The organism is Myxococcus llanfairpwllgwyngyllgogerychwyrndrobwllllantysiliogogogochensis, from assembly GCF_006636215.1.
Taxonomy (GTDB): Bacteria; Myxococcota; Myxococcia; order Myxococcales; family Myxococcaceae; genus Myxococcus; species Myxococcus llanfairpwllgwyngyllgogerychwyrndrobwllllantysiliogogogochensis.
Map to the genome: position 1 here is coordinate 35,018 of NZ_VIFM01000047.1, position 19,520 is coordinate 54,537.

15 protein-coding genes are annotated in these 19,520 nt (G+C 66.4%); 12 read left to right on the forward strand and 3 right to left on the reverse strand.

Annotated elements, in window-relative coordinates; all coding sequences use genetic code 11:
• The first annotated feature begins 113 nt into the window (after nt 1–113).
• Both FJV41_RS14455 and FJV41_RS14460 read left to right on the forward strand, forming a co-directional pair.
• Nucleotides 114–1,625, forward strand: coding sequence for a hypothetical protein (locus tag FJV41_RS14455; protein WP_141643055.1), 1,512 nt, complete (start codon nt 114–116; stop codon nt 1,623–1,625).
• 107 nt (nt 1,626–1,732) lie between these two features.
• A complete protein-coding gene (locus tag FJV41_RS14460) occupies nt 1,733–3,910 on the forward strand; it encodes a M4 family metallopeptidase (RefSeq protein WP_141643056.1) in 2,178 nt (725 codons plus the stop codon).
• 120 nt (nt 3,911–4,030) lie between these two features.
• On the opposite strand, the gene FJV41_RS14465 is transcribed toward FJV41_RS14460, so the two are convergent.
• Entirely contained in the window at nt 4,031–5,404 is a 1,374-nt protein-coding gene (locus tag FJV41_RS14465; RefSeq protein WP_141643057.1) for a hypothetical protein, read from the reverse strand.
• Between the two features lie 613 nt (nt 5,405–6,017).
• Between FJV41_RS14465 and FJV41_RS14470 the strand changes: the two genes are divergently transcribed.
• The 5 genes from FJV41_RS14470 to FJV41_RS53660 are packed head-to-tail and all read left to right on the forward strand — an operon-like array spanning nt 6,018 to nt 11,427.
• Complete coding sequence (locus FJV41_RS14470) at nt 6,018–7,298, forward strand: TIGR02270 family protein (RefSeq protein ID WP_246137207.1); 1,281 nt, start codon at nt 6,018–6,020, stop codon at nt 7,296–7,298.
• A 50-nt stretch (nt 7,299–7,348) separates the two neighbouring features.
• Nucleotides 7,349–8,353, forward strand: coding sequence for a DUF2169 family type VI secretion system accessory protein (locus FJV41_RS14475; protein WP_141643058.1), 1,005 nt, complete (start codon nt 7,349–7,351; stop codon nt 8,351–8,353).
• A 46-nt stretch (nt 8,354–8,399) separates the two neighbouring features.
• Nucleotides 8,400–9,437 carry a hypothetical protein gene (locus tag FJV41_RS14480; RefSeq protein WP_246137208.1) on the forward strand — a complete coding sequence of 346 codons (1,038 nt, stop codon included), beginning with the start codon at nt 8,400–8,402 and terminating at the stop codon, nt 9,435–9,437.
• Nucleotides 9,434–10,687 carry a PAAR-like domain-containing protein gene (locus tag FJV41_RS14485; RefSeq protein ID WP_141643060.1) on the forward strand — a complete coding sequence of 418 codons (1,254 nt, stop codon included), beginning with the start codon at nt 9,434–9,436 and terminating at the stop codon, nt 10,685–10,687. The genes FJV41_RS14480 and FJV41_RS14485 overlap by 4 nt, the downstream gene beginning before the upstream one ends.
• A 14-nt stretch (nt 10,688–10,701) precedes the next feature.
• Nucleotides 10,702–11,427 (forward strand): hypothetical protein, encoded by a 726-nt coding sequence (locus FJV41_RS53660; RefSeq protein ID WP_246137209.1) that lies wholly within the window; start codon nt 10,702–10,704, stop codon nt 11,425–11,427.
• A gap of 190 nt (nt 11,428–11,617) precedes the next feature.
• Here the strand turns inward: FJV41_RS53660 and FJV41_RS14495 are convergent, their stop codons facing one another.
• Nucleotides 11,618–13,204, reverse strand: coding sequence for a hypothetical protein (locus FJV41_RS14495; RefSeq protein ID WP_141643061.1), 1,587 nt, complete (start codon nt 13,202–13,204; stop codon nt 11,618–11,620).
• 259 nt (nt 13,205–13,463) lie between these two features.
• Between FJV41_RS14495 and FJV41_RS14500 the strand changes: the two genes are divergently transcribed.
• The 4 genes from FJV41_RS14500 to FJV41_RS14515 all read left to right on the forward strand — a co-directional run bounded on the left by FJV41_RS14500 (nt 13,464) and on the right by FJV41_RS14515 (nt 17,011).
• Nucleotides 13,464–14,633 carry an NAD(P)/FAD-dependent oxidoreductase gene (locus tag FJV41_RS14500; RefSeq protein ID WP_217439487.1) on the forward strand — a complete coding sequence of 390 codons (1,170 nt, stop codon included), beginning with the start codon at nt 13,464–13,466 and terminating at the stop codon, nt 14,631–14,633.
• On the forward strand, nt 14,623–15,249 hold the full coding sequence (locus FJV41_RS14505) for an LbetaH domain-containing protein (RefSeq protein WP_141643063.1): 627 nt from the start codon (nt 14,623–14,625) through the stop codon (nt 15,247–15,249). Before FJV41_RS14500 ends, FJV41_RS14505 begins: the two co-directional genes overlap by 11 nt.
• The gene (locus FJV41_RS14510) at nt 15,246–16,016 is read left to right on the forward strand and encodes an aldo/keto reductase (protein ID WP_141643064.1); all 771 of its coding nucleotides are present in this window, start codon (nt 15,246–15,248) and stop codon (nt 16,014–16,016) included. The genes FJV41_RS14505 and FJV41_RS14510 overlap by 4 nt, the downstream gene beginning before the upstream one ends.
• A gap of 110 nt (nt 16,017–16,126) precedes the next feature.
• Nucleotides 16,127–17,011 (forward strand): DMT family transporter, encoded by an 885-nt coding sequence (locus FJV41_RS14515; RefSeq protein ID WP_141643065.1) that lies wholly within the window; start codon nt 16,127–16,129, stop codon nt 17,009–17,011.
• Here the strand turns inward: FJV41_RS14515 and FJV41_RS14520 are convergent.
• Complete coding sequence (locus tag FJV41_RS14520; protein ID WP_174458217.1) at nt 16,995–18,332, reverse strand: KamA family radical SAM protein; 1,338 nt, start codon at nt 18,330–18,332, stop codon at nt 16,995–16,997. The genes FJV41_RS14515 and FJV41_RS14520 overlap by 17 nt on opposite strands.
• Nucleotides 18,333–18,674: 342 nt before the next feature.
• Here FJV41_RS14520 and FJV41_RS14525 point away from each other — a divergent pair, with 342 nt between their 5' ends.
• Nucleotides 18,675–19,229: a tenascin-X gene (locus FJV41_RS14525; protein WP_141643066.1), complete on the forward strand. Its 555-nt coding sequence runs from the start codon at nt 18,675–18,677 to the stop codon at nt 19,227–19,229.
• Nucleotides 19,230–19,520: the final 291 nt, after the last annotated feature.

Below are 19,520 nucleotides of genomic sequence, written 5' to 3' on the forward strand. Positions count from 1 at the left end.
AGAAGAAGCGTCGCATGGCACGACACCCTCGGGTCAAGCCATGCTCCTGGACGTACCAGGTCCATACGCTCCGTTGCTTCCGAGCCGCCCGCGTCATTTTTCACGAGGAGACCATGCCCCTTCATCCCCGCACCTTTTCCCAGACGTGGGCCCGCGCACTGGCCACGACCCTGTCACTCGCGAGCCTCGCCGGCTGCGGCCCGGAGCACGCCACCTCCGCGTCCACTGTCACCACCACGTCCGCTTCGCTCGTTCCCCTCCAGGGAGACACCTCCTGTGTCTGGGGAAGCCCGGACTGCAATCTCTGCGTCCCCGACGTGCCCGCGCGCTTCAATGAACTCCGAGACCATGGCGAGGTGCTCGGCTTCCGCCCCGGCTCGTTCAACTTCAACGTGGCCTATCCCGGTGACAATCACTGGCAGGGGATTCAACGCCTGTCACTCGGCTCCGGGCGCTACCTCGTGGTGTCCAAGCGAGACGGCAACACCAACGGCAACGTGGGCCACGTCGTCCACCTGCCCTCGCGCAACGGTGAAGGACTGCGCCTTCGCTCCAACCGCCTGTCCCCCTCCATCTCCCAACCCGAGGACACCGCGCCACCGCTCGATGACCGCGCGGTGACGGCGCTCCCCGTACTCAATGGCTACGCCCACGGCGGAGGCATGCAGGCGGTGGGCAACATCCTCGCGCTCCCCATGGAGCAGGGCCCCGACTCCGGCCGCGTCGCGCTGTATGACTTCAACCAGGGCCTGTCTCCCGAGCCCTTCGCCTTCATCCCCGGCGCCTCCGCGAACGCGGGGACGGCCTCGCTGACGCGCCTGTCCGACCGGCGCTACCTGCTGCTGCTCGGCCAGTACGACGCGAAGGTGCTCGAGGTCTTCCTCTCCACCTCCACGGACCTCCGCTCGCCGACGAACGCGTGGACGCGCGTGGACCAGTGGGCCCGCGAGGAGCTGGCCTCCGACACCTGGGGCCCCTTCCAGAACCTCAACTTCGTCACCGACTGTCAGAACGGTCAGCTCTACCTGGTGGGCACGCTGCTCGGCGGCCTGCGCTGGGGCCCCGTCAGCGACGACTACGCCCACCTCTACCGTGTGAGTCTGGACGGCCACCTGCGCCTGGAGCACGTCGCGGCGAAACACCTGTACTGCAGCAACGACGGCGCGCGGCAGTGCAACCTCGACGCGGCCGGCGGAGTCTTCGTGGGCGCGGACCGCAAGCTCCTCCTCTACGCCACCGAACACGCCGACGACGGCCCCTCGGGGGCCGTGAAGATGGTGGAGTTCCGGAGCATCTGGGCGAACGACGGCTGCGGCGCCGACGTCTCGCGCGCCTTCGTCGATTTCTACGACGACTCCGACTTCACCGACCGGGGGTTCATCTTCGACTTCGCGGACCGGGGCTCGAAGAACTGGGCCCGCTTCCACGACATCGACGGGCTCAACGACAAGGTCTCCGCCGTGCGCTGGTGTCTTCCGCCCGGACACCGCGTGCGACTCCACGCCGACTCCAACTACAGCGGCAAGACTCAGGACCTCATCGGAGACGGTTCACTGCGAGAAGTGAATCTCAATTCTTGGGGATTTGGAGACAAGGTCTCCTCGGCGCGCTGGCTCGCGGACTGAAACATTCCGACACATGGCTTCAGGGGGTGGGGTGGAAATCAGCAGGTAACTTCCTGATACATTCTAGCGATAACTCTTTAGCCACCTCGTACGGAGTTCTGAGACCCATGAGCATTCGCCGCACTGATGGTTCGAAGCCGACGGTCCTCCCCACCATTTCCGCTGAGGCTCAGCCGAAGAACACCGCGAAGACCCGGACGGCTCCGAACGTCATCAAGGACGGCTTCGGTCCCGCTGCGAAGACCACCGACCTGGCGCGCGCCGAGCAGACGCTGAAGCCACTGCCGGCGCCCGTGGGCCGCCTGTCGCTGGAGAGCAAGGAGGCGCAGTCCGCCATCCAGACCTCGCTGGAGCACCTCACCCCGGCCACCAGCAAGCCCGCGACGCAGGGGCTCCGGGGCGGCATCCAGTACCCGGCCTTCGTCCCGAAGAACGTGGAGCGCGACGAGCTGGGGATGACGCACGTGCGCCTGGACCGGCAGCACGAGGGCGTGAAGGTCTACGCCGAGCAGGTGGTGTCTCACCTCGGCAAGGACGGCAAGGTGAGCAGCGTCACCGGTGACCAGTCCACGATTCCCGCCGGCCTGGGCACGCAGAAGCCCCAGCTGTCCCACGCGCAGGTGCTGGACATCGCGCTGAAGGACTTCGCGGGCAAGCCGGACCGCCAGCCGAACTCCGAGCGCGTCATCTACAAGGACCCGACCGGTGAGTACCGCTCCGCGTACCGCGTCGAGGTCGCCAATGTGAACGGCACCGACAACCCGCGCCGGATGAACTACCTGGTCGACGCGAACACCGGCAAGATTTACGAGAAGTTCAACACCATCGACGGCTTCAAGAACTGCCCCTGCGCCACGCACGGCACGGGTGACGCCGCGGCCACCAAGGGCACCAAGGGCGCCGCCGCCACCACGCCCCCGGACGTGAAGGTCTCCACCTCACCGAACGCGGCCATCAAGGACAACGCGACCGTCACCTCCAAGGTGAAGGTGGCCGACGACGTCACTGTCGACAAGCTCAAGCTGTCGCTGAACATCAGCCACACCTACAAGGGCGACCTGTCCGTCACCTTGACCAGTCCCTCCGGCAAGAGCGCGGTGGTGCACAACCGCACCGGCGGCAGCACGGACAACGTGAAGGGCGACTTCGACCTGAGCGCCTTCGCGGGCGAGAAGGCCAAGGGCGAGTGGACGCTGACGGTGAAGGACAACGCCAAGGGCGACAGCGGCAAGCTCAACAGCTGGGGCCTGGCGATTTCGCCCAAGGCCACCCAGCCTCCCACCGAGCCCCCGAAGCCGCCCGTGCCGGGTGGCACCGCGGATGACACCTCGCTCTACAGCGGCAAGGTGGACCTGAAGACGAAGCAGGGCGCGGACGGCACGTTCACCCTGGAGGACAACACCCGCGGCAAGGGCATCTCCACGTACGACGCGAAGAACCAGGAAGAGGCGAGCGGCACCACGCCCTTCAAGGACGACAACAACGTCTGGGGCGAGGCGACGGACCCGAAGCGCAACCAGGCCGCCGTGGACGCGCACTACGGCGCGGCGATGACGTACGACTTCCTCAAGGACGTGCTCGGCCGCGACTCCATCGACGGCAAGGGCGAGAAGCTCGTCAACTACGTGCACGTGAGCGAGAACTACGTCAACGCGTACTGGGATGGCGAGAAGATGTCCTACGGCGACGGCGACGGCGTGGACTCCGGTCCGCTCACCGCGCTGGATATCGCGGGCCATGAAATCGCCCACGGCCTCACCGAGCGCACCGCCGGTCTGGTCTACCGCGGAGAGTCCGGTGGTCTGAACGAGGCCATGAGCGACATCATGGGCGCCGGCGTGGAGTGGTACGCGTCCACGAAGAACTCCGACGTGAAGTTCAACTGGACGATTGGCGAGACGGCCTGGACGCCGACGAACGGCGATGCGACGGACGGCCTGCGCTACATGAACGACCCCACGAAGGACGGGTACTCCATCGACAACTACAAGGACTACCCGAAGCAGACGGAGGTGCACGGCTCCAGCGGTATCGCCAACAACGCCTTCTACCTGCTGGCCAACGGCGGGACGAACCGCACGTCCAAGCTCGAGGTGAAGGACGGCGTCGGCATGGACAAGGGCCTGAAGATTTACTACCGCGCCCTGGCCCACTACATGACGCCGAGCACCACGTTCGCCCAGGCCCGCACCGCCACCATCCAGGCGGCCACGGACCTCTACGGCGCGGACTCCACCGAGGTGGCGAAGGTGAAGGAGAGCTGGACCGCCGTCGGTGTGAAGTAGCCCTGACGTTCAGGACCCGGGCGCGAGGTTGACTTCGCGCCCGGGGGACTGACGCAGCGGCGGCGACGGGAGGGGCGCCGCCGCGCCGGTCCGTTTCAAACCGCTACACGGGGTCGTGGGTCACAGCCTGCACAGCGTTCCGGCCGTCGTGTTGCCGTTGCAGCCGCCGAAGTAGTGGTCGGGGGTGTTGGTCTGGTAGCCGCAGTGGGTCCAGTTGCACTGGTTGCCCAGGGCATCCGTCCCAGCCGGCGTACACAAGCGCATGGGCTGGTTCGCGTTGCAGGCCGTGCCGGACGTGGTCGACACCGCGCAAGCGGACGAGCCCGTGCCCAGATAGCGCAGGTTGTCGCTGGTCCAGTAGTTGTACCGAGGGGCCGCGAGGCCATGCTGACTGGTCCAGGTGCTCGCGGTGCTCGCCGTCCAGCCCGGGGCGCACAGTTGATTGCGATTGGGCCACGTCACCACGCCCGAACAGCCCACGAGGTTGCTCGTGAGGACCTGCTCGACGGAGCCATCCGCGCAGCCCCGCGTCGGCACGCAGAGCGCACCCGCCGTGGGGTTGCCCGCGCAGCCGCCAAAGTATTGGTTGGGCGGAGGGAGCGCGCCGAACCCGCAGTTGACCCAGTTGCACGTGTTGCCTTCGGCGTCGGTGCCCGTGGACCGGCACACGCGCATCGGCTGTCCGGCGGGGCACGCGCTCCCCACCGTCGCGCTCACGTAGCACGCCGCCGCCGAGCCGGTGTACTTGAGGTCGTCGTTGGTCCAGTAGTGGTGCGTGGGCACGCTCGTGCCATGGAGGCCGACCCACTCGGCGGCGGTGGCCACCCGGTACCCGGGAGCGCACAGCGCGGCGCGACCCGCCCAGTTCGTACTCCCGGCACACCCCACCATGCCGTTGGAGAACGTCTGCTCGACGGAACCATCCGCGCATCCCCGAGGAACGCAGAGCGTGCCCGCCGTGGTGTTGCCCGCGCAGCCTCCGAAGAACCTGTTGGGGGTGTTCGCCAGCAAGCCGCACCCGGTCCAGTTGCAGGTATTTCCTTCTGCGTCGGTGCCGGCGGCCGTACACACTCGCATGGGCTGACCGGCGGGACAGGCGGTGCCCGTCACGTACGAGACGCTACAGGTCCCCGACACGCCGCTGTAGCGCAGGTCATCATTGGTCCAGTAGTTGTGCGCGGGCGCGAGTCCAAGGAACAGCGTGTCCCATTCCCGCGCGCTCGCGGGGCGGAAGCCAGGCGCGCAGAGCGAGGCGCGGCTGCCCCAGGTGACCTTGCCCGCGCACCCCGCCATGCCTCCCGAGAAAATCTGCTCCATGGTTCCGTCGGCACACGGAACGCCGGGAACCAGCGGTGACTCCAGGGATGACTCTTCTTGAGACACGAACTCCCCTGTCTCTTCTTCCGCTTCGATGGGCACGTTGCATGCCGTCATCCACAGCAGAGACCCCAGGGCCAGCCCCTTCACGAACACTCTGAATCCGACGCACTTCATGGACAGCCACTCCGATGCGACAAACCCGCTCCATGCGGCGCCGGCAGCCTTGTCGCCCCTGTCGCTGTATCACCAGCCCCCCGAACGAAGGGTGTCCGGGGGGCGACGGCGCGTGGGGCCCGTGTTTCATTATGGGCGGGCCGTTGGCTCAGGGGTCGAGCCGCGGGCCCTCGCCGTGCGGGGCTGAGCTATCCCCTCATTTGAAGGTTCTCCTCGGAGAACCCAAGGGCGACCGAGCGAGCAAACTTCGAGGGGAAGTCGAAATCCTCGAGGGTGGCGGCCGCAGTGAGGTTCTGCAGCCAGCCTGTGCCGGTGAATGATTGCCAAGCAGACCTTCTCCGAGGGGTGATGCTGCTGAAGGACACTGCATCAACCACCCCACGCCACCGCCGGGCATTGTTCACAAGCTGACGGCGAATGGTCATGCGAGGTTCCGTACTCGCTATTCCGTCCACGGGTTTCCCAATCCGTGGTCAGAATCGCCAATGCACTCGAAGGAATGACTCTCATGTGCCGGCCGCAAGAGCAGCATGGAATCCTTCGCACGTCCAGGTCAGCCCTTGCGGCTACGCTCGCGGAATCCAGGGGAGGGCACCACATGTTGTTGGTAGACGTGCTGGAGGAGCATCTTGACGAGGCTGAGTTTAGATGGCTGCAATGGGAGAAGTCGCTGGGCGCTCCGGACTTCACCTTGATTGAGACTGCGAGGTTGGAGGAACTCCTCCTCGCGCATCTGGATGGGCTTGTCATTGGCGCGGCCACCTCTGCCGATTCCGTGCTGCGCCCGGCCCTCGATGCAGAAGACCCCTTCCGGGTCTCCGCGGCGGCCTACTCTCTGCTTGCCCTTGGCGAGGTGGATGAGATCCTGCGGCGACTGCGTGGAGCCGAGCCCGAAGCGCGCACCGCCATTCGACGAGCACTGGAACTCAGCGAGGCCCCCGGGCTGGGTGCGCGCCTGCTTGACTTGCTGACGCGGGAAGACGCCGCCCCGCGGGCCGAGGTGTTGGAGATGCTTTCGTTCCGCCGGGAGGCACCACCCGAGGTGCTGGCGCATTATTTCGCACATGACGAGCAACGGGTGAGGGTCGCTGCCCTGCGTGCCGCAATGCCCTTACCGGAAGATGCGGCGCGAAAGCTGCTTCCCATGTTGCTGGACTCCTCCCATCCTGGCATTCGTGCGGCAGCGATGGGCGCAGGACTGACTATCGGCGTGAGGCAGGCATGGGAGGCATGCCGCGCCGCCGTGCGCGCTCACGACGAACACAGCCCCGAAGCCATGGTGCTCTTCGCCATGGGAGGCAATGAGTCGGATGTTCCCTTGCTGCTGGCGCTGCTCGACGCGGAGGACCTCCGTCCCCACGTCCTCTGGGCTCTGGGATTCAGTGGCAGGGTGTCGGCCATGGAGGTATGCCTTTCGTACATGGAAGTGCCCGACATGGCGCGACTGGCGGGGGAGTCCTTCTCGGCCATGACGGGCTTGCGGCTGGAGGGCCCCTACGCCCTCCCTGCTGGGGAGAGGCCCGAAGGGGCTGCACCGCCGGCGGAGTTCCAGGATGATCTGGACGCGGACCTGGAGCCCAGGCCCGAGGACGACCTGCCCTGGCCGGACGTGGCCGCTATCAAGGGCTGGTGGAGAGATGAAAAGAGACGATTCGTAAAGGGCACGCGGTACCTCCACGGCCAGCCCTTTAGCGGCACCGTCCTCGTGGATGCACTCGAAACCAGTCCCATGCGGCGCCGCCACGTCCTGGCACGCGAGCTTGCACTGCGAAGTCGGGGCACGTTGATGGTGCACACACGGGCCTTCACGCACGTTCAGCGCGCGGAACTGGCCAAGGCCAGGGCCGCCAGCTCCCGAATCCGCATGCAATCCTTCGACAGCGGCCTGCGCTGACGACGGATTCCACGCCGCTTCTCTTCCCTGGCCACACCTCGTCATCAACCATGTGGGCACTTCAGAACAAGACACCGTACGCGGCCGAGCGGACGTGGGTCCGCGACAAGGACGGCCACCACCTCTGGGTCATCGCACTCAAGGCGACTTTTGATGTCGACGACGCGGGCGGCTTGCTCCTTGTGGAAGAACAGGAGCCTCTTCTGCGGGAGCCCATCTATTGGGGAGAACCTGGCCGCTCCAGCTTGCGCTACGAGGCCGAGCTCGTCCCGCCCAAGCCTCACACCGACGTCCTCATCAATGCTTGTGCACACGCACCAGGGGGGCGGCCTTCGCCCAGCGTCGAGGTGGCCGCCCGCATCCACGACGTGGACAAGATGCTGGTGGTCCACGGGGAGCGCTTCTACACGCGAGGCCTGACGGGCGTGAAACCCTCGTCCCCCAAGCCGTTCATCAGCCAGCCCATTCTCTACGAGTGGGCATGGGGAGGCACCGACACACGCGACTCGGACGCGCGCAAGCATGTCAGCGACCTACGCAACCCCGTGGGCCGCGGGGTGGCCAGCAGAGCGTCTCACCGGGTGGATCAGCCCGCCCATCGCATCGAGTACTTGCGGGGAACTCCGGCGGAAATGGGCCCGGCCGGATTCGGCCCCATTGCCAGTCACTGGTCGCCGCGCCTTGAGCTGACAGGCACCTTCGACGAAGCCTGGCGGAAGACGCGACATCCACTGCTGCCGCGAGACTTCGACGAGCGCTCTGCTCTCTGTGCCCCCGTCGACCAGCGGCCTTCGCGCCGCCTCGTCGGCGGAGAGAAGGTGGCCCTTGTGCATCTTACGCCGCGAGGCTCGCTCCACTTCACGCTGCCGCGTCTGCACTTCGGCTTCACCACTTACTTCGGCGCCTTCCGCCGCTTTCACGAGGCCGCCCTGGGCTTGGTCGTCGTTGAGCCCGAGCTGAAGAAGGTGCGCATGGTTTTCCAGACAGGGTTGAGGGTCGGCCCACAGGACACCGACCGCCTCGACTTCACGGCCATTATCGAGAGGGCGGACTGACATGGGGGCAGAGGCTGTACTCGTGGCGTCGGGAGCGCGTGCGCCCGTGGGGACGACCGCGGAGAGCGTCGCGGCGGCTGTGCGTGCGGGCATCAGCCGCGTGCGGCGCCTCCAGGTGCCGGAGTTGGGGCACCAGCCCGCTTCGTTCATCGCGAGAGACGGACTCTTGAACTCACAGGAATGGAGCAGTGCCGCACGCATGGCTGTAATGGGGGCAGCGGCGTTGGAAGAAGTCCTCGCCAGGCTGGCGCCTGCGCTTCCGCCGGTGAATGTCGAAGTGCCGGTGCTGGTGGGCCTCCCCGAGGAGCGCCCGGGCTGGAGGGCGGCGGATGCCTCGCGAGTCGTCGCCGCGCTCGCGGCTGTCGGGGGTGGGCACCTGCGCCCGCGGGTGGAGCCCCGGCTGACGGGCCATGCCTCGGCGCTGGAGGTGTTGCGTGAGGCGGTGACACGGGTGGGCCGCACTGCGCGCTGCCCGTTGGTGATTGTGGGGGGCATCGACAGCTACCATGAAGTCCAGACGCTGACCTGGCTGCGCGAGCGCAAACAGTGGCTCGAGGCGGGGGCTCGCACGGGCTTCGCGCCTGGCGAAGCAGCTGCCTTTGTCGCGGTGATGGCCGCACCGGATGCACGACGGTGGGGGCTGGTGCCACATGCCACGGTGCGCGCCGTCGCCACGGCCCGGGAGACGCGGCTCATCCACACCAATGACCTCAACCTCGGTGATGGGCTGACCGCAGCCGTGAATGAAGCGCTCGCGCCGCTGAAGGGCACGGGTGAGATGGTGGCGTGCGTCCACGGCGACCTCAACGGCGAGCGCTACCGCTCCGAGGAGTGGGGTTTCGTCGCCCTGCGACTGGGGGCTGTTTTCCGCGACGCCTCCGTTATTCGCACACCCGTGAGCAACTGCGGCGAGGTGGGGGCTGCCACTGGAGCGCTGAACCTCGTCCTTTGCGCGCAGTCCTGGCAGCGGCGGTACGCGAGCGGCCCCCGTGCACTACTCTGGGGGAGCTCGGAAGCCGGGTTGCGCGCCGCCGCACTGCTGGAGAGGCCTCTGTCCGGAAGTGGAGAAGGTGCGAAACCATGACCAAGGTAACAGTCAACTCCCCGAGAACGCCCGTCACCAAGGGAAGCTCGGGGGTCGCGGCAGCCACGCTGCCCAACGTCTGCAAGATGCCCGGTCCGCCGGCTCCCTTCGTGCCCACCCCGTTGCCCAACATCGGCGACAGCGGAGCCTCGCCTCAGGGGTACTCGAAGACAGTCACCATCAATGGGCACTCCGTCGCCATCGCAGGCGCCAGCTTCGGCAGCAAGGGGGACATGGCCAGCAAGGGGACAGGAGGTGGGCTCATCTCCAGCAATACCCACGGTCCCACGAAGTTCATCGGCCCCGGCTCGATGAACGTCAAAATCGAAGGAAGGAATGTGCAGTTGCTGGGCGACCCCATGCTCAACAACTGCGGCCCCTCTGGCAGCCCCGCGAATGCGGCCACCATGACGGGCATCATCCAGGCCTCTGGAACCATGACCGTTATCTACGGCGACGACATTCCGTGCTCGCTCTGCGGGAAGACTCATCCGCTGGAAGCGGGCGAGGAGACGCAGACCGCCATTGCCGCCCTGTTTGAGGAAGTGCAGCAGGCTCTCGATGCCCAGAAACAGCAAATTCTCCAGCGGAGCAAGGTCGCCAAGGAGAAGAATCAAAAAGAAAAGAATCAGGCCCAGTTGGCGGCAAAGGACACTGAGGAGAACAGGCGAAAGGGGAAGGGGCTAAACCCCAGACAGAGAGAAGAGTTCGCTGCGCTGCCGGCAGAGATTTCAGCGCTAGAGGGGCAACTCAATTCGCTTGACGAATTCTTCAAGGCGAATGCCGTGCTGAGATTTAGCGGAGACGGAAGAACCTTCATGAAGGGGTACATGATTGGTGTCATGGTCTGCGAGTGCAAGGGCAAGAAGATAGCTGCCTGTTCGGGGCACTCGCCTCCGGGATTCGTAAAGGCCGTGAAGTCAGCGGGATTTGAGTGCGCCGGTCATCCCGTCAACTCTGGAGTGCCGGAGGAGAAATGGATGTGTGCCGCCAAGCAGATCATGGAGAGGAATGGTGGGCATGGTCCTCGGCAACTCATCGAGCGGCTGTACTACCCGCTCGTCGAAGGGTTCAAGCCAGATAGAGGACCTACGGTAAAGTTCACGGTTCGGATAGAGGACTTGGAGACGAAGAGACTTTCCGAACCAGAAGAGCGCGAGCAGACATTCAGTAATGGAGAAAACGTACCGTCATGCGCGGAATGCCAGAAGCGACTTCCTGCCATGTACTGTGAAAAACAGTGCCCCTAATTCAAGGATGGGCCATGAGGGAGTTTGTTGATTTTGTCGAAAAGTATCGCCCCGGATTCTCCCAAGAGATTGTCCCTGCGGATATGTTCGACATCGAAGTTCTGGAGAAGCACGCGGGCTCCCTTCCGGGCGTCTATCGTCGTTTCCTGGAGATAATGGGGGCAAGCATGGGCGACCTTGAGCTTGCCGAGGCTTCTTTCTCCATCGAGGGGGTGCTCGGTGCCTACAGCCTCCCTTGGTTGAAGAATGGCCGCTATGTCTATTTCGCCAGAGACAAGGGGTTCAATAGCTGGGACTGGTTCTTTGACCGCTCGAGCCCTCACGGGCTCGATGATTGCTTGGTTGTCAATAGGTTGTTGGAGGAGAACTATCCTCAAGGAGGTAGTCACCCGATGTATTGGGGACTGGAAGAATTCCTCTATTGCGAGGCATTCAAGGAGCTTCGCCTGCCACAGTTGCCCTTCCGGAGGAAGTTCTCATCACCAGACGATGCAGATGCCGCCGCCGCCTTCCGTTCGGGCGTGGTGAGCGCACTGGCCGTGGAAAAGGGCTTCGAGCGTATCCCTCCTGTCGAGCACTGCGCACTGTATGAGCGAGGAGACGCCGCGCTGCTGCTCTACCGCCACCCCATTCAGCCCACCTTCTCATTCGTTCTGGGCTGCGATGACTCGGCGGAGATGGCTCAACTAGCCCAGGAGTTCGAGACACGAACGGGGCTGCGGAGCATCGTCACGCGGTAGATCAAGGCGGCTGGACATCGTCCCTACCTCTGCCAGCCTTTTCCAGGTGTAAAGGGGGGGCGACGGCGCGCGGGGCCCGTGTTTCATTATGGGCGGGCCGTTGGCTCAGGGGTCGAGCCGCGGGCCCTCGCCGTGCGGGGTGGATTGAAACCTCGGGCTCCTTCGTGCTCGAGGTCGTCCATTCCCCTTGCTACAGCTTGCTCGGGTCGTCGACGCGGTAGTGAGACAGCCAGTAGTCGTCGGCGAAGCCCGGCAGGTCGATGTTGATCTTCTGCATGTGGATTTGTCCCCGAGCACCCAGGCGCTGGTCCGCGTCCAAATCCCACAGGTCCAGGCCCTCGAACTCGTCCGAGGAGCCGTAGGGCACGTAGTAATACGTCTGCACGAAGCCGTTCACCACGTCGACCATGTAGATGCCGGACGTCTGCCCGCCGCCGCCCACGCTGATGTACAGGTTGCCGCGCGCGGAAATCTTGCCGCCCTGAATCCAGGCGCCCACGGGGATGCTGCTCGACAGCGTCAGCGTGCGCTTGTGGGTGACGGTGACGGTGTTGCCAGACAGGCCAATGGAATAGCCGCGCAGCGAGGTCGCCCCGAAGGCGTTCGTCGCCGCGTAGAACAGCCCGTCACGCGGGTTGTACGCGAGGAACGCCACGCCACCAGACCAGTTCGGCAGCGACGCGTAGCCGATGTACTGCATGCTCGTGTTGAAGACGCCCACGGCGCCGCCCTGGCTCGGTCCATCCATGGCGATGTAGAGGTAGCCATTGACGTGCACCAGGTCGCCGTAGTGCCGGAAGCCCGCGTTGTACCAGGGCGTCGGCATGTGGAAGCGCTCCGGCGGGTCGTCGTTGATGGCCGTCATCGCCTGCTTCGCGATGATTCCGTTCGTGGCCTCGTCCTTCCAGAAGTTGGTGGTGTTGCGCGTCAGGAACCAGTGCGTGGAGTTGTGGGTGATGCCCTGGATGTTGTCGGCGAAGTTCGGGTAGCTGCGGTCGGCCGGGAGGTCCCCTGCGCTGCCGATGATGTTGGGGATGGCGTAGCGGTAGCGCGCCACGAAGAGCGCGTTGGCCGTCGCATCCAGGCCGGAGCGGTACTGCGCCGCGCCCACGCCCCACACGCACGTCCACCACCACTTGGGCAGCGTGGCGGTCTGCAGGCGCTGCCACGCGCCGCTCGCCCACTTGTCCATCCACAGCGAGCCCGTGGCCTCACCCGTCGTGGCGCAGGCCTGGTAGTACTTCTGCACGGGCCCCCAGCCGGTGTGCGCCCAGCTGTAGACACCCAGCGGGCACCAGAGCTCGTCGTACTCGGTGTTGAGGCCCTGGCAGAAATTGGCGGACCACCAGGCGGTGTCCGGCACGGCCAGCTGACTCACGCTGTCCCCTGAAGGCCCCAGGGAGGTCTGCGCCTTGCCCTCGGGCGCCATCGCCTCGCGCACGGGCGTCTGCGCCAGGGCGGACGGCACGCGGCGGGCGGCCTCCACCAGTGCGGCGGGCGGCTCCTGGCCCCCCGACAGTTTGCGGTAGATGTCCGGGATGGGCATGCCGTCGAAGGCCGCCGCGTCCGGCATCGGCGTGCCTCGCGGGCCCTTCACCACCGTGACGATGCCGTAGTCGGGCACCTCGTAGAACGTCACCGCCTGGCCGTCCGCCAGCTTCACGCTCGCCAGCCGCGTGCCCGGGTCGCTCTCCTGCTCGAAGTCCTCGTCCGTCTCCGAGCCACCACACGCCGCCAGCACGCCCACACAGCACAGCAGCCTGAACATCCGTCGCACGGTTGCAGCCTCCTGATGATTTTCCAGGAGAACGCCCCTCGTGAGTTTGCTTCGGTGCCCTTCGCTCGGGGACTTCCGCGCGAGCCCACCCGGGATGGTGCTTCACGCCTCCCAGGCGCCACACCCGCCGCGTCCTTCCTAAGTCAGACGCAAAGCGTCAATAGTAGCAAATCGAGCTAATCGTGAAAGTCACGATTGTGAAAATTCTTCGTCACGGAGGGCGCGTGACGGTGTGACAGGACATAGGGAGAGCTACGTGATGCGAAACATCCGTCGGTATGACGTGGTGCTGGTGGGCGGAGGCGTGACGGGGCTGATGGCGAGCCACAAGCTGGCGCGGCTCGGACTGCGGTTGTTGTTATTGGAGAAGCAACCGACGCTGGCCAGTGGGCCGTCCACCCGGAACGAGGGCTGGTTGCACCGGGGCAGCTATCACGCCGGCTCGGTGAAGGACCGGCAGGCGGCCATCCAGGTGGCGCGGCGGTGCATCTACGGGCACGAGCAGATTCGAGCCTTCGCGCCGGAGGCCGTGGAGGATGCGGACCGGCCGCCGCTCGTGCTGGTGCGGGACGCGGACCGGCTCCAGGAGCTCGTCTCGCGCTGGGAGGAGGCGGGCGTCAGCCATCGTCCGCTGACGCATGCGCAGGCCCAGGCGCGCTTCTCGTCGGCGGACCTGTCTCGCGCGTCCGCGGTGTTCGAGGTCGCTGACGTCAGCATCAACACGCGGATGCTGTATCGCAAGCTGTACACCTCCGCGCAGCAGGGCGGCGCGGAGGTCCTCACCGGCTCGCGGCTGGAGCGCGTGAGCGGCTCGGAGGCCACCGTCATCACCGCCGAGGGGGAGACGCTGCACATCGAGTCGCGACTGTTCGTCTACTCGACGGGCTTCGGGGCGCGAGATTTGTTCCGCCAGTTCTTCGGGCTGGAGCTGCCCATCCGCTACTGGAAGAGCCACCTGGTGGTGGTGCCGCGTCTGGGCGGGCACGGGCTGTTCTACGTGGACCCGCACGAGGCGGCGATGATGCACCACGGCGACTACAGCGTCGTGGGACTCAACGAAGACGCGCTCCTGTGCGCCAATCCCGACTACCACGTGGTGCCCGAGCGGGCGGACAACCTCCACCGCGCGCTGGAGCGGCTGGTGCCGGGCTGGCGCAACGCGGGGCCGCACAGCGACGTGGCCTGCACCAAGGTGGACTTCGCGCCCGACGCGGGCTCCGCGCGCTCGCTCAACATCGCCATCCACGAGCCGGTGCCCGGCCACATCTGCATCCTGCCGGGGAAGATGACGGAGGCGCCGTTCCTCACGGACGTGCTGACGGCGCGGCTCTACGAGCGACTGGAGGATGGGCTCATCGCGAAGCGCCCGTGTGACGTGCTGCACGCGAGCCTCGCGTCCGTCGTGCGGGAGGCCACCCATGCGGCTTGACCTGCTCGCGGCCCTGGATGCGCCCCGGCGCTCGGCGGGCCTGCTCACCGTGGAGGAGGTCCTCGCGCTCGCGGACACGGGGAACGTCATCTATGACCCGTTCTCCGTGCTCATCTCGCGGCACCTGCGCATCGGCGAGGGCAATGTCATTCATCCGTGTGTCACGCTGACCTGCGCGGCCTCGGCGGAGTTCCAGTTGGGCAGCCGGAACATCCTCCACACGGGCACACTGCTGGCCGCCGAGACGGGCAGCATCCTCGTCGGTGACGGCAACCAGTTTGGCGAGGGCGGCTTCACCGCGAAGGCCAATCGCTCCGGTGCGCGTATCACCGTGGGCGACGGGGGACGGTATCTGGGCGGTGTGTCCGTGTTCGGAGAGAGCGTGCTCGGCTCCGGGACGCAGGTGCTCGGGGCCATCACCGTGGACAGCTGTCAGCTCGCGGCGGGCGCGGCCTTCAGCGACCCGGACCCGGACGTGCGCGCGGCCGTGTTGAAGGGCTCGGGCACGGCGCGGGGCCTGGTGCTGGGCGTGGGACAGGTCATCCTGGGCAATGGTGGCTTCCGCGCCGAGGACGTGAAGCCGCAGGCGTTCTATCACCCCAAGGTGAAGTCATGAGCGGGACACGGCCCGTGGAGCTGGGGCTCGGATTGCTCTCGCTCGGGCGCAGGTGGGGCTACCGCGCCGAGCCGCCTCCGTCGGAAGCCGACGGCAGACGGCTGCTCGACACCGCCCTCGAACTGGGGGTCCGCTGCTTCGACACCGCGCCCGCGTATGGCTCGAGCGAGAAGCGCTTCGGCGCGTTCCTGTCGGGGCTCGGCTCCGCGCGGAGCTCCGTCTTCGTGGCCACCAAGCTGGGTGAGCATTGGGACGCGGTGCGGAACACGTCCTTCACGGACCACTCGCCGGACGCGCTTCGCCGGAGCCTGGACGAGAGCGTGCGGCTGCTCGGGCACATCGACCTGCTCCAGGTTCACAAAGCGACGGCCGGCAACGTGGGCTCGCCCGAGGTGTTGCGCGTGCTCGAGTACGCGGGGACGCTCGGGGTCTCCCGCGTGGGCGCCAGTGTGAGTGATTGGGCCGGCGCCGAGGCCGCCTGTGCCGCGGGCGTCTATTCCTTCCTTCAGTTCCCCTACAACCTGCTCCACCGGACGCTGGAGCCGGCGTTCGAGCTGGCGGCCCGACACGGGCTCCAGGTCCTGGTCAACCGCCCCTTCGCCATGGGCCAGTTGCTCCAGGAGGAGGGGAGGGACGCGCGGCTGTCCATGCGCGAGTCATTGACTCACATCCTCGGGCAGCGCTTCTCCGGCTACGTGCTGACGGGCACGAAGTCTCCGGAGCACCTGCGTCAGACGTTGGACGCCTTCCGCTCGCTCGAAGGCTGACGGGAAGACTTTCTCGCCGGCGGGGCGTGTCGCTCCGCCGTGCTCCCGACTCGGGCCTCGCGAAGCCGTGGGCCCGAGCGGGCACCTCTTTGCCTCGAAGACCCTCAACCATGTGGATTGCGTATGGCCTGGGCGCGGGCGTGATGCTCGGCCTCTATGATGTCTGGACGAAGAAGGCGATGACGGGCAACAGCGTCATCCCCGTCGTCATGTGGTCCTCTCTCTTTGGCGCGCTGTGCTGGGTGCCGGTGTTGATTCCGGGCGCGCTGCCCATCCACGTCGAGCCGTTTGGATTGACGTGGCGGGAGCAGGCGTGGCTGTTGCCCAAGGGCGTGGCGATGACGGCGTCGTGGATTCTCGCGTACTACGCGGTCCGCGAGCTGCCCATCTCCATCGCCGGAGCGGTGCGCGCCTCCGGCCCGCTGTGGACGCTGGCGGGCGGCTTCCTGATGTTCCGCGAGCTGCTGACGCCTGTGCAGTTCCTCGGGCTGATGCTCACCGTCTGCTCGTACTACGTGCTCTCCATCGTCGGCCGGAAGGAGGGGCTGGTGCTGGCGAAGAACCGCTCCGTGTGGTGGATGTTGTCCGCCACCGCGCTGTCGGCGGCGACCACCGTGTATGACAAGTTCCTCGTCTCGCGGCTCGGCCTGCCCGTGCTGGAGCTGCAAGCCAGCTCCGCGTTCCAGCGCTGCCTCCTTTCCGCGCTCGTCTTCGTGCCGTACATGCTGCGCAACGGCGGACTGGGCCTGGGCCTCACCTGGAGCTGGGGCATTCCGCTCGTGGGGTGTTCCTGGGTGGCGGCCGAGCTCATCTACTTCGTCGCCATCACCGAGCCGCAGGCGATGGTGACGCACCTGTCCGTGCTGCGCAGGACGAGCCTCATCGTGGGCTTCATCCTGTCTGCCCTCTTCTTCCGCGAGGCCAACGTCCTCTTGAAGTCCGGGATGATTGCCGTGCTCATCCTCGGCATGGCCATCCTCATCCTGGGGGGATAGCGGGTTGCTCCCAGGGGAAGTGCGTGGCACCCAGGGCGGGCTTCAAATCAAACAGCCACGTCGCCTTCTCGTCGTACTTCGCGAAGAAGGGCTTGCCGACCCACTCCGCCTCCCGGGCCTGGATGAAGTGCAGCATGAAGACCTTCTCGCCCCCGATTTCCGTCACGCCATCCACGCACACCTTGCCGGGCGTGGCGGACATCGACGGGCCACGCACCGTGCGCGCAAGGCCGGACACCTGTCGGTAGGCGCTCCGGAAGATGTCGTAGGCGGAGGCGAGCGGGACGGCGAAGTAGTCCTGCGGTCCCGTGTCCCGCTCGATGAACATGTAATACGGCACCATGCCGTGGCGCAGGTGCGTGCGCCACATGCGCTCCCACGTCGCCGCGTCATCGTTGATGGTGCGAATCAGCGGCGCCTGGGTGCGGATGACCGCGCCCGTGGAGCGGATGCGACGCACGGCCTCCTGCACGATGTCCGGCACCATCTCGTTGGGATGGGAGAAGTGCGCCATGAACGCCAGGCTCTTGCCGGAGGCGACCACCTTCTCGAACAGGCGCAGCGTGTCGTCCGCGTCCGGGTCCGTGACGAAGCGCTGCGGCCAGTACGCCAGCGCCTTGGTGCCGATGCGGATGGCTTCCAGGTGCTCGATGTCCAGCAGCGGCTCGATGTAGCGCGCCAGCACCGCCTCGCTCATCACCATGGGGTCGCCCCCGGTGAACAACACGTTGGTGACCTCCGGGTGCTCGCGCACGTAGTCGACCATGGGGGCGATGTCTCGCGAGGCGAACTTCAAATCCGCGTCCCCCACGAACTGCGCCCAGCGGAAGCAATACGTGCAGTAGGCGTGACACGTCTGCCCCTGCTTCGGGAAGAAGAGCACCGTCTCCTGATACTTGTGCTGGAGCCCCGGCAGCGGCTCCTCGTTGGCGAGCTTGGGCACGTTGAGCTGCATCTGCCCGGCGGGATGCGGATTGAGGCTCGCGCGGATGTCTCGCACCACCCCCGCCAGCTCCAGCGCGGGCGCCCCCGAGCGCATCAGGTCGACGATGCGCGAGACGTCGGATGCGGGCAGCATGTCCGCCCGCGGAAACACGAGCCGGTAGATGGGGTCGTCCGGCGCGGCGGACCAGTCGATGAGCTCGTCCACCACGTACGTGTTGACGCGAAAGGGGAGCACCTGGGCCACCGCCTGCACGGCGAGCCGCTCGTCCGACGACAGGCGTGCCCTCGCCGTCAGCTCGTCCAGGTTCCTGTGGGTATAGGCACGGTATCGCTGTCCCAGGGACAGGGGCCGCACCGCGTTGGATGTAGCGCTCACGCGGTTCCTCACTTTTGGGCATGGCAGGACCCTCCGCGATGGCTCCACGGAAACGGCCCTGGATGGGTTGGTGTCAGTAACCAGACGTACTGTTTGAACACCAACGAGGTGGTCTTTCGGGGTAACACACGGCACGTGGACCTGTCACTCCGTCCGAGAGAAGAAACGTCGAATGACGCTGCCGGGTGAGGGGAGACCCTGTCGATGTGTCCGGGTGCCAGGCGCGGACTCCCTGGGGGAAGTCGCGTCCATGACGTCCCGCGCAATCACGCATCGTCTGTGTTTGTTATTGAGATGATATTCTGGGTTACCCTGGACACCCCCTTTTCCAAGGAGTCGCCCATGAAGTCTCGTCTGTTGGTCGTCGTGGCAAGCCTGACGCTGGGGCTCTTCTCCGCGTGTGGCGAGTCTTCTCCCGACTCCCGAGTGATGGAGCCGGGACAGGTAGAGGCCGGGCTCGAGCAGTGCCCATGCGGGGGCAGTTGGCCGTGGTGCGAGCCCTGCGCCTACATCTGCGGCGACAACTTCTGTGACACCGCACACGGGGAGAGCAGCTCCACCTGTCCCGAGGACTGCGCTTCGGTGCCCACTTGCGGTGACGGCCTCTGCAACAACGGGGAGACGACCTGGTCGTGCCCGTCGGACTGCCCTGGCACCTCGTGCGGGGATGGGATCTGTAACGGGGGGGAGACGACGTCGACGTGTCCCGGCGACTGCCCCAGCAACTCGTGCGGTGACGGCCTCTGCAACAACGGTGAGCATGGGTGGTCCTGCCCCATCGACTGCCCCAACACGCCTCCGTGCGGTGACTTCATCTGCTCCACGGGTGAGCCGACGTGGTGCCCCCAGGACTGCCCGCCCATGTGCTCGACGTGCCCGCAGGAGCCTCAGGGCTGAAGGGCTGACCTTCCCTGAGTGACAACCTCGCCGTGCCCGGAGTGTGGCCGGGCGCGGCGGGGCGGATTTTCCCGGGACACCGCCGCGGGGGCGGCCTCTAGGATGCGGGGCTCCCGCCCGCAGCCCGTGAGACTCCATGAATACTCCTCGCCGTCACGACTCCCCGCTGACAGCCGTGTCCCCGCCGCCCGCCGCCGTGAGCCCTGGTGCTCCGGGCGTCCTCGACTGGCTCGCGAGGGCCGTGGGCCTGGTGGTCGCGTGGGTGGGGGTCGCTGGCGCGGTGTTCGGGGT

Coding starts and splice junctions, on each gene's coding strand:
- FJV41_RS14465 (WP_141643057.1), bottom strand. CDS start 5,404: ATGAAGTGCGTCGGATTCAGAGTGTTCGTGAAGGGGCTGGCCCTGGGG.
- FJV41_RS14525 (WP_141643066.1), top strand. CDS start 18,675: ATGAAGTCTCGTCTGTTGGTCGTCGTGGCAAGCCTGACGCTGGGGCTC.
- FJV41_RS14510 (WP_141643064.1), top strand. CDS start 15,246: ATGAGCGGGACACGGCCCGTGGAGCTGGGGCTCGGATTGCTCTCGCTC.
- FJV41_RS14475 (WP_141643058.1), top strand. CDS start 7,349: ATGTGGGCACTTCAGAACAAGACACCGTACGCGGCCGAGCGGACGTGG.
- FJV41_RS14505 (WP_141643063.1), top strand. CDS start 14,623: ATGCGGCTTGACCTGCTCGCGGCCCTGGATGCGCCCCGGCGCTCGGCG.
- FJV41_RS14460 (WP_141643056.1), top strand. CDS start 1,733: ATGAGCATTCGCCGCACTGATGGTTCGAAGCCGACGGTCCTCCCCACC.
- FJV41_RS14515 (WP_141643065.1), top strand. CDS start 16,127: ATGTGGATTGCGTATGGCCTGGGCGCGGGCGTGATGCTCGGCCTCTAT.
- FJV41_RS14455 (WP_141643055.1), top strand. CDS start 114: ATGCCCCTTCATCCCCGCACCTTTTCCCAGACGTGGGCCCGCGCACTG.
- FJV41_RS14485 (WP_141643060.1), top strand. CDS start 9,434: ATGACCAAGGTAACAGTCAACTCCCCGAGAACGCCCGTCACCAAGGGA.
- FJV41_RS14500 (WP_217439487.1), top strand. CDS start 13,464: ATGCGAAACATCCGTCGGTATGACGTGGTGCTGGTGGGCGGAGGCGTG.
- FJV41_RS53660 (WP_246137209.1), top strand. CDS start 10,702: ATGAGGGAGTTTGTTGATTTTGTCGAAAAGTATCGCCCCGGATTCTCC.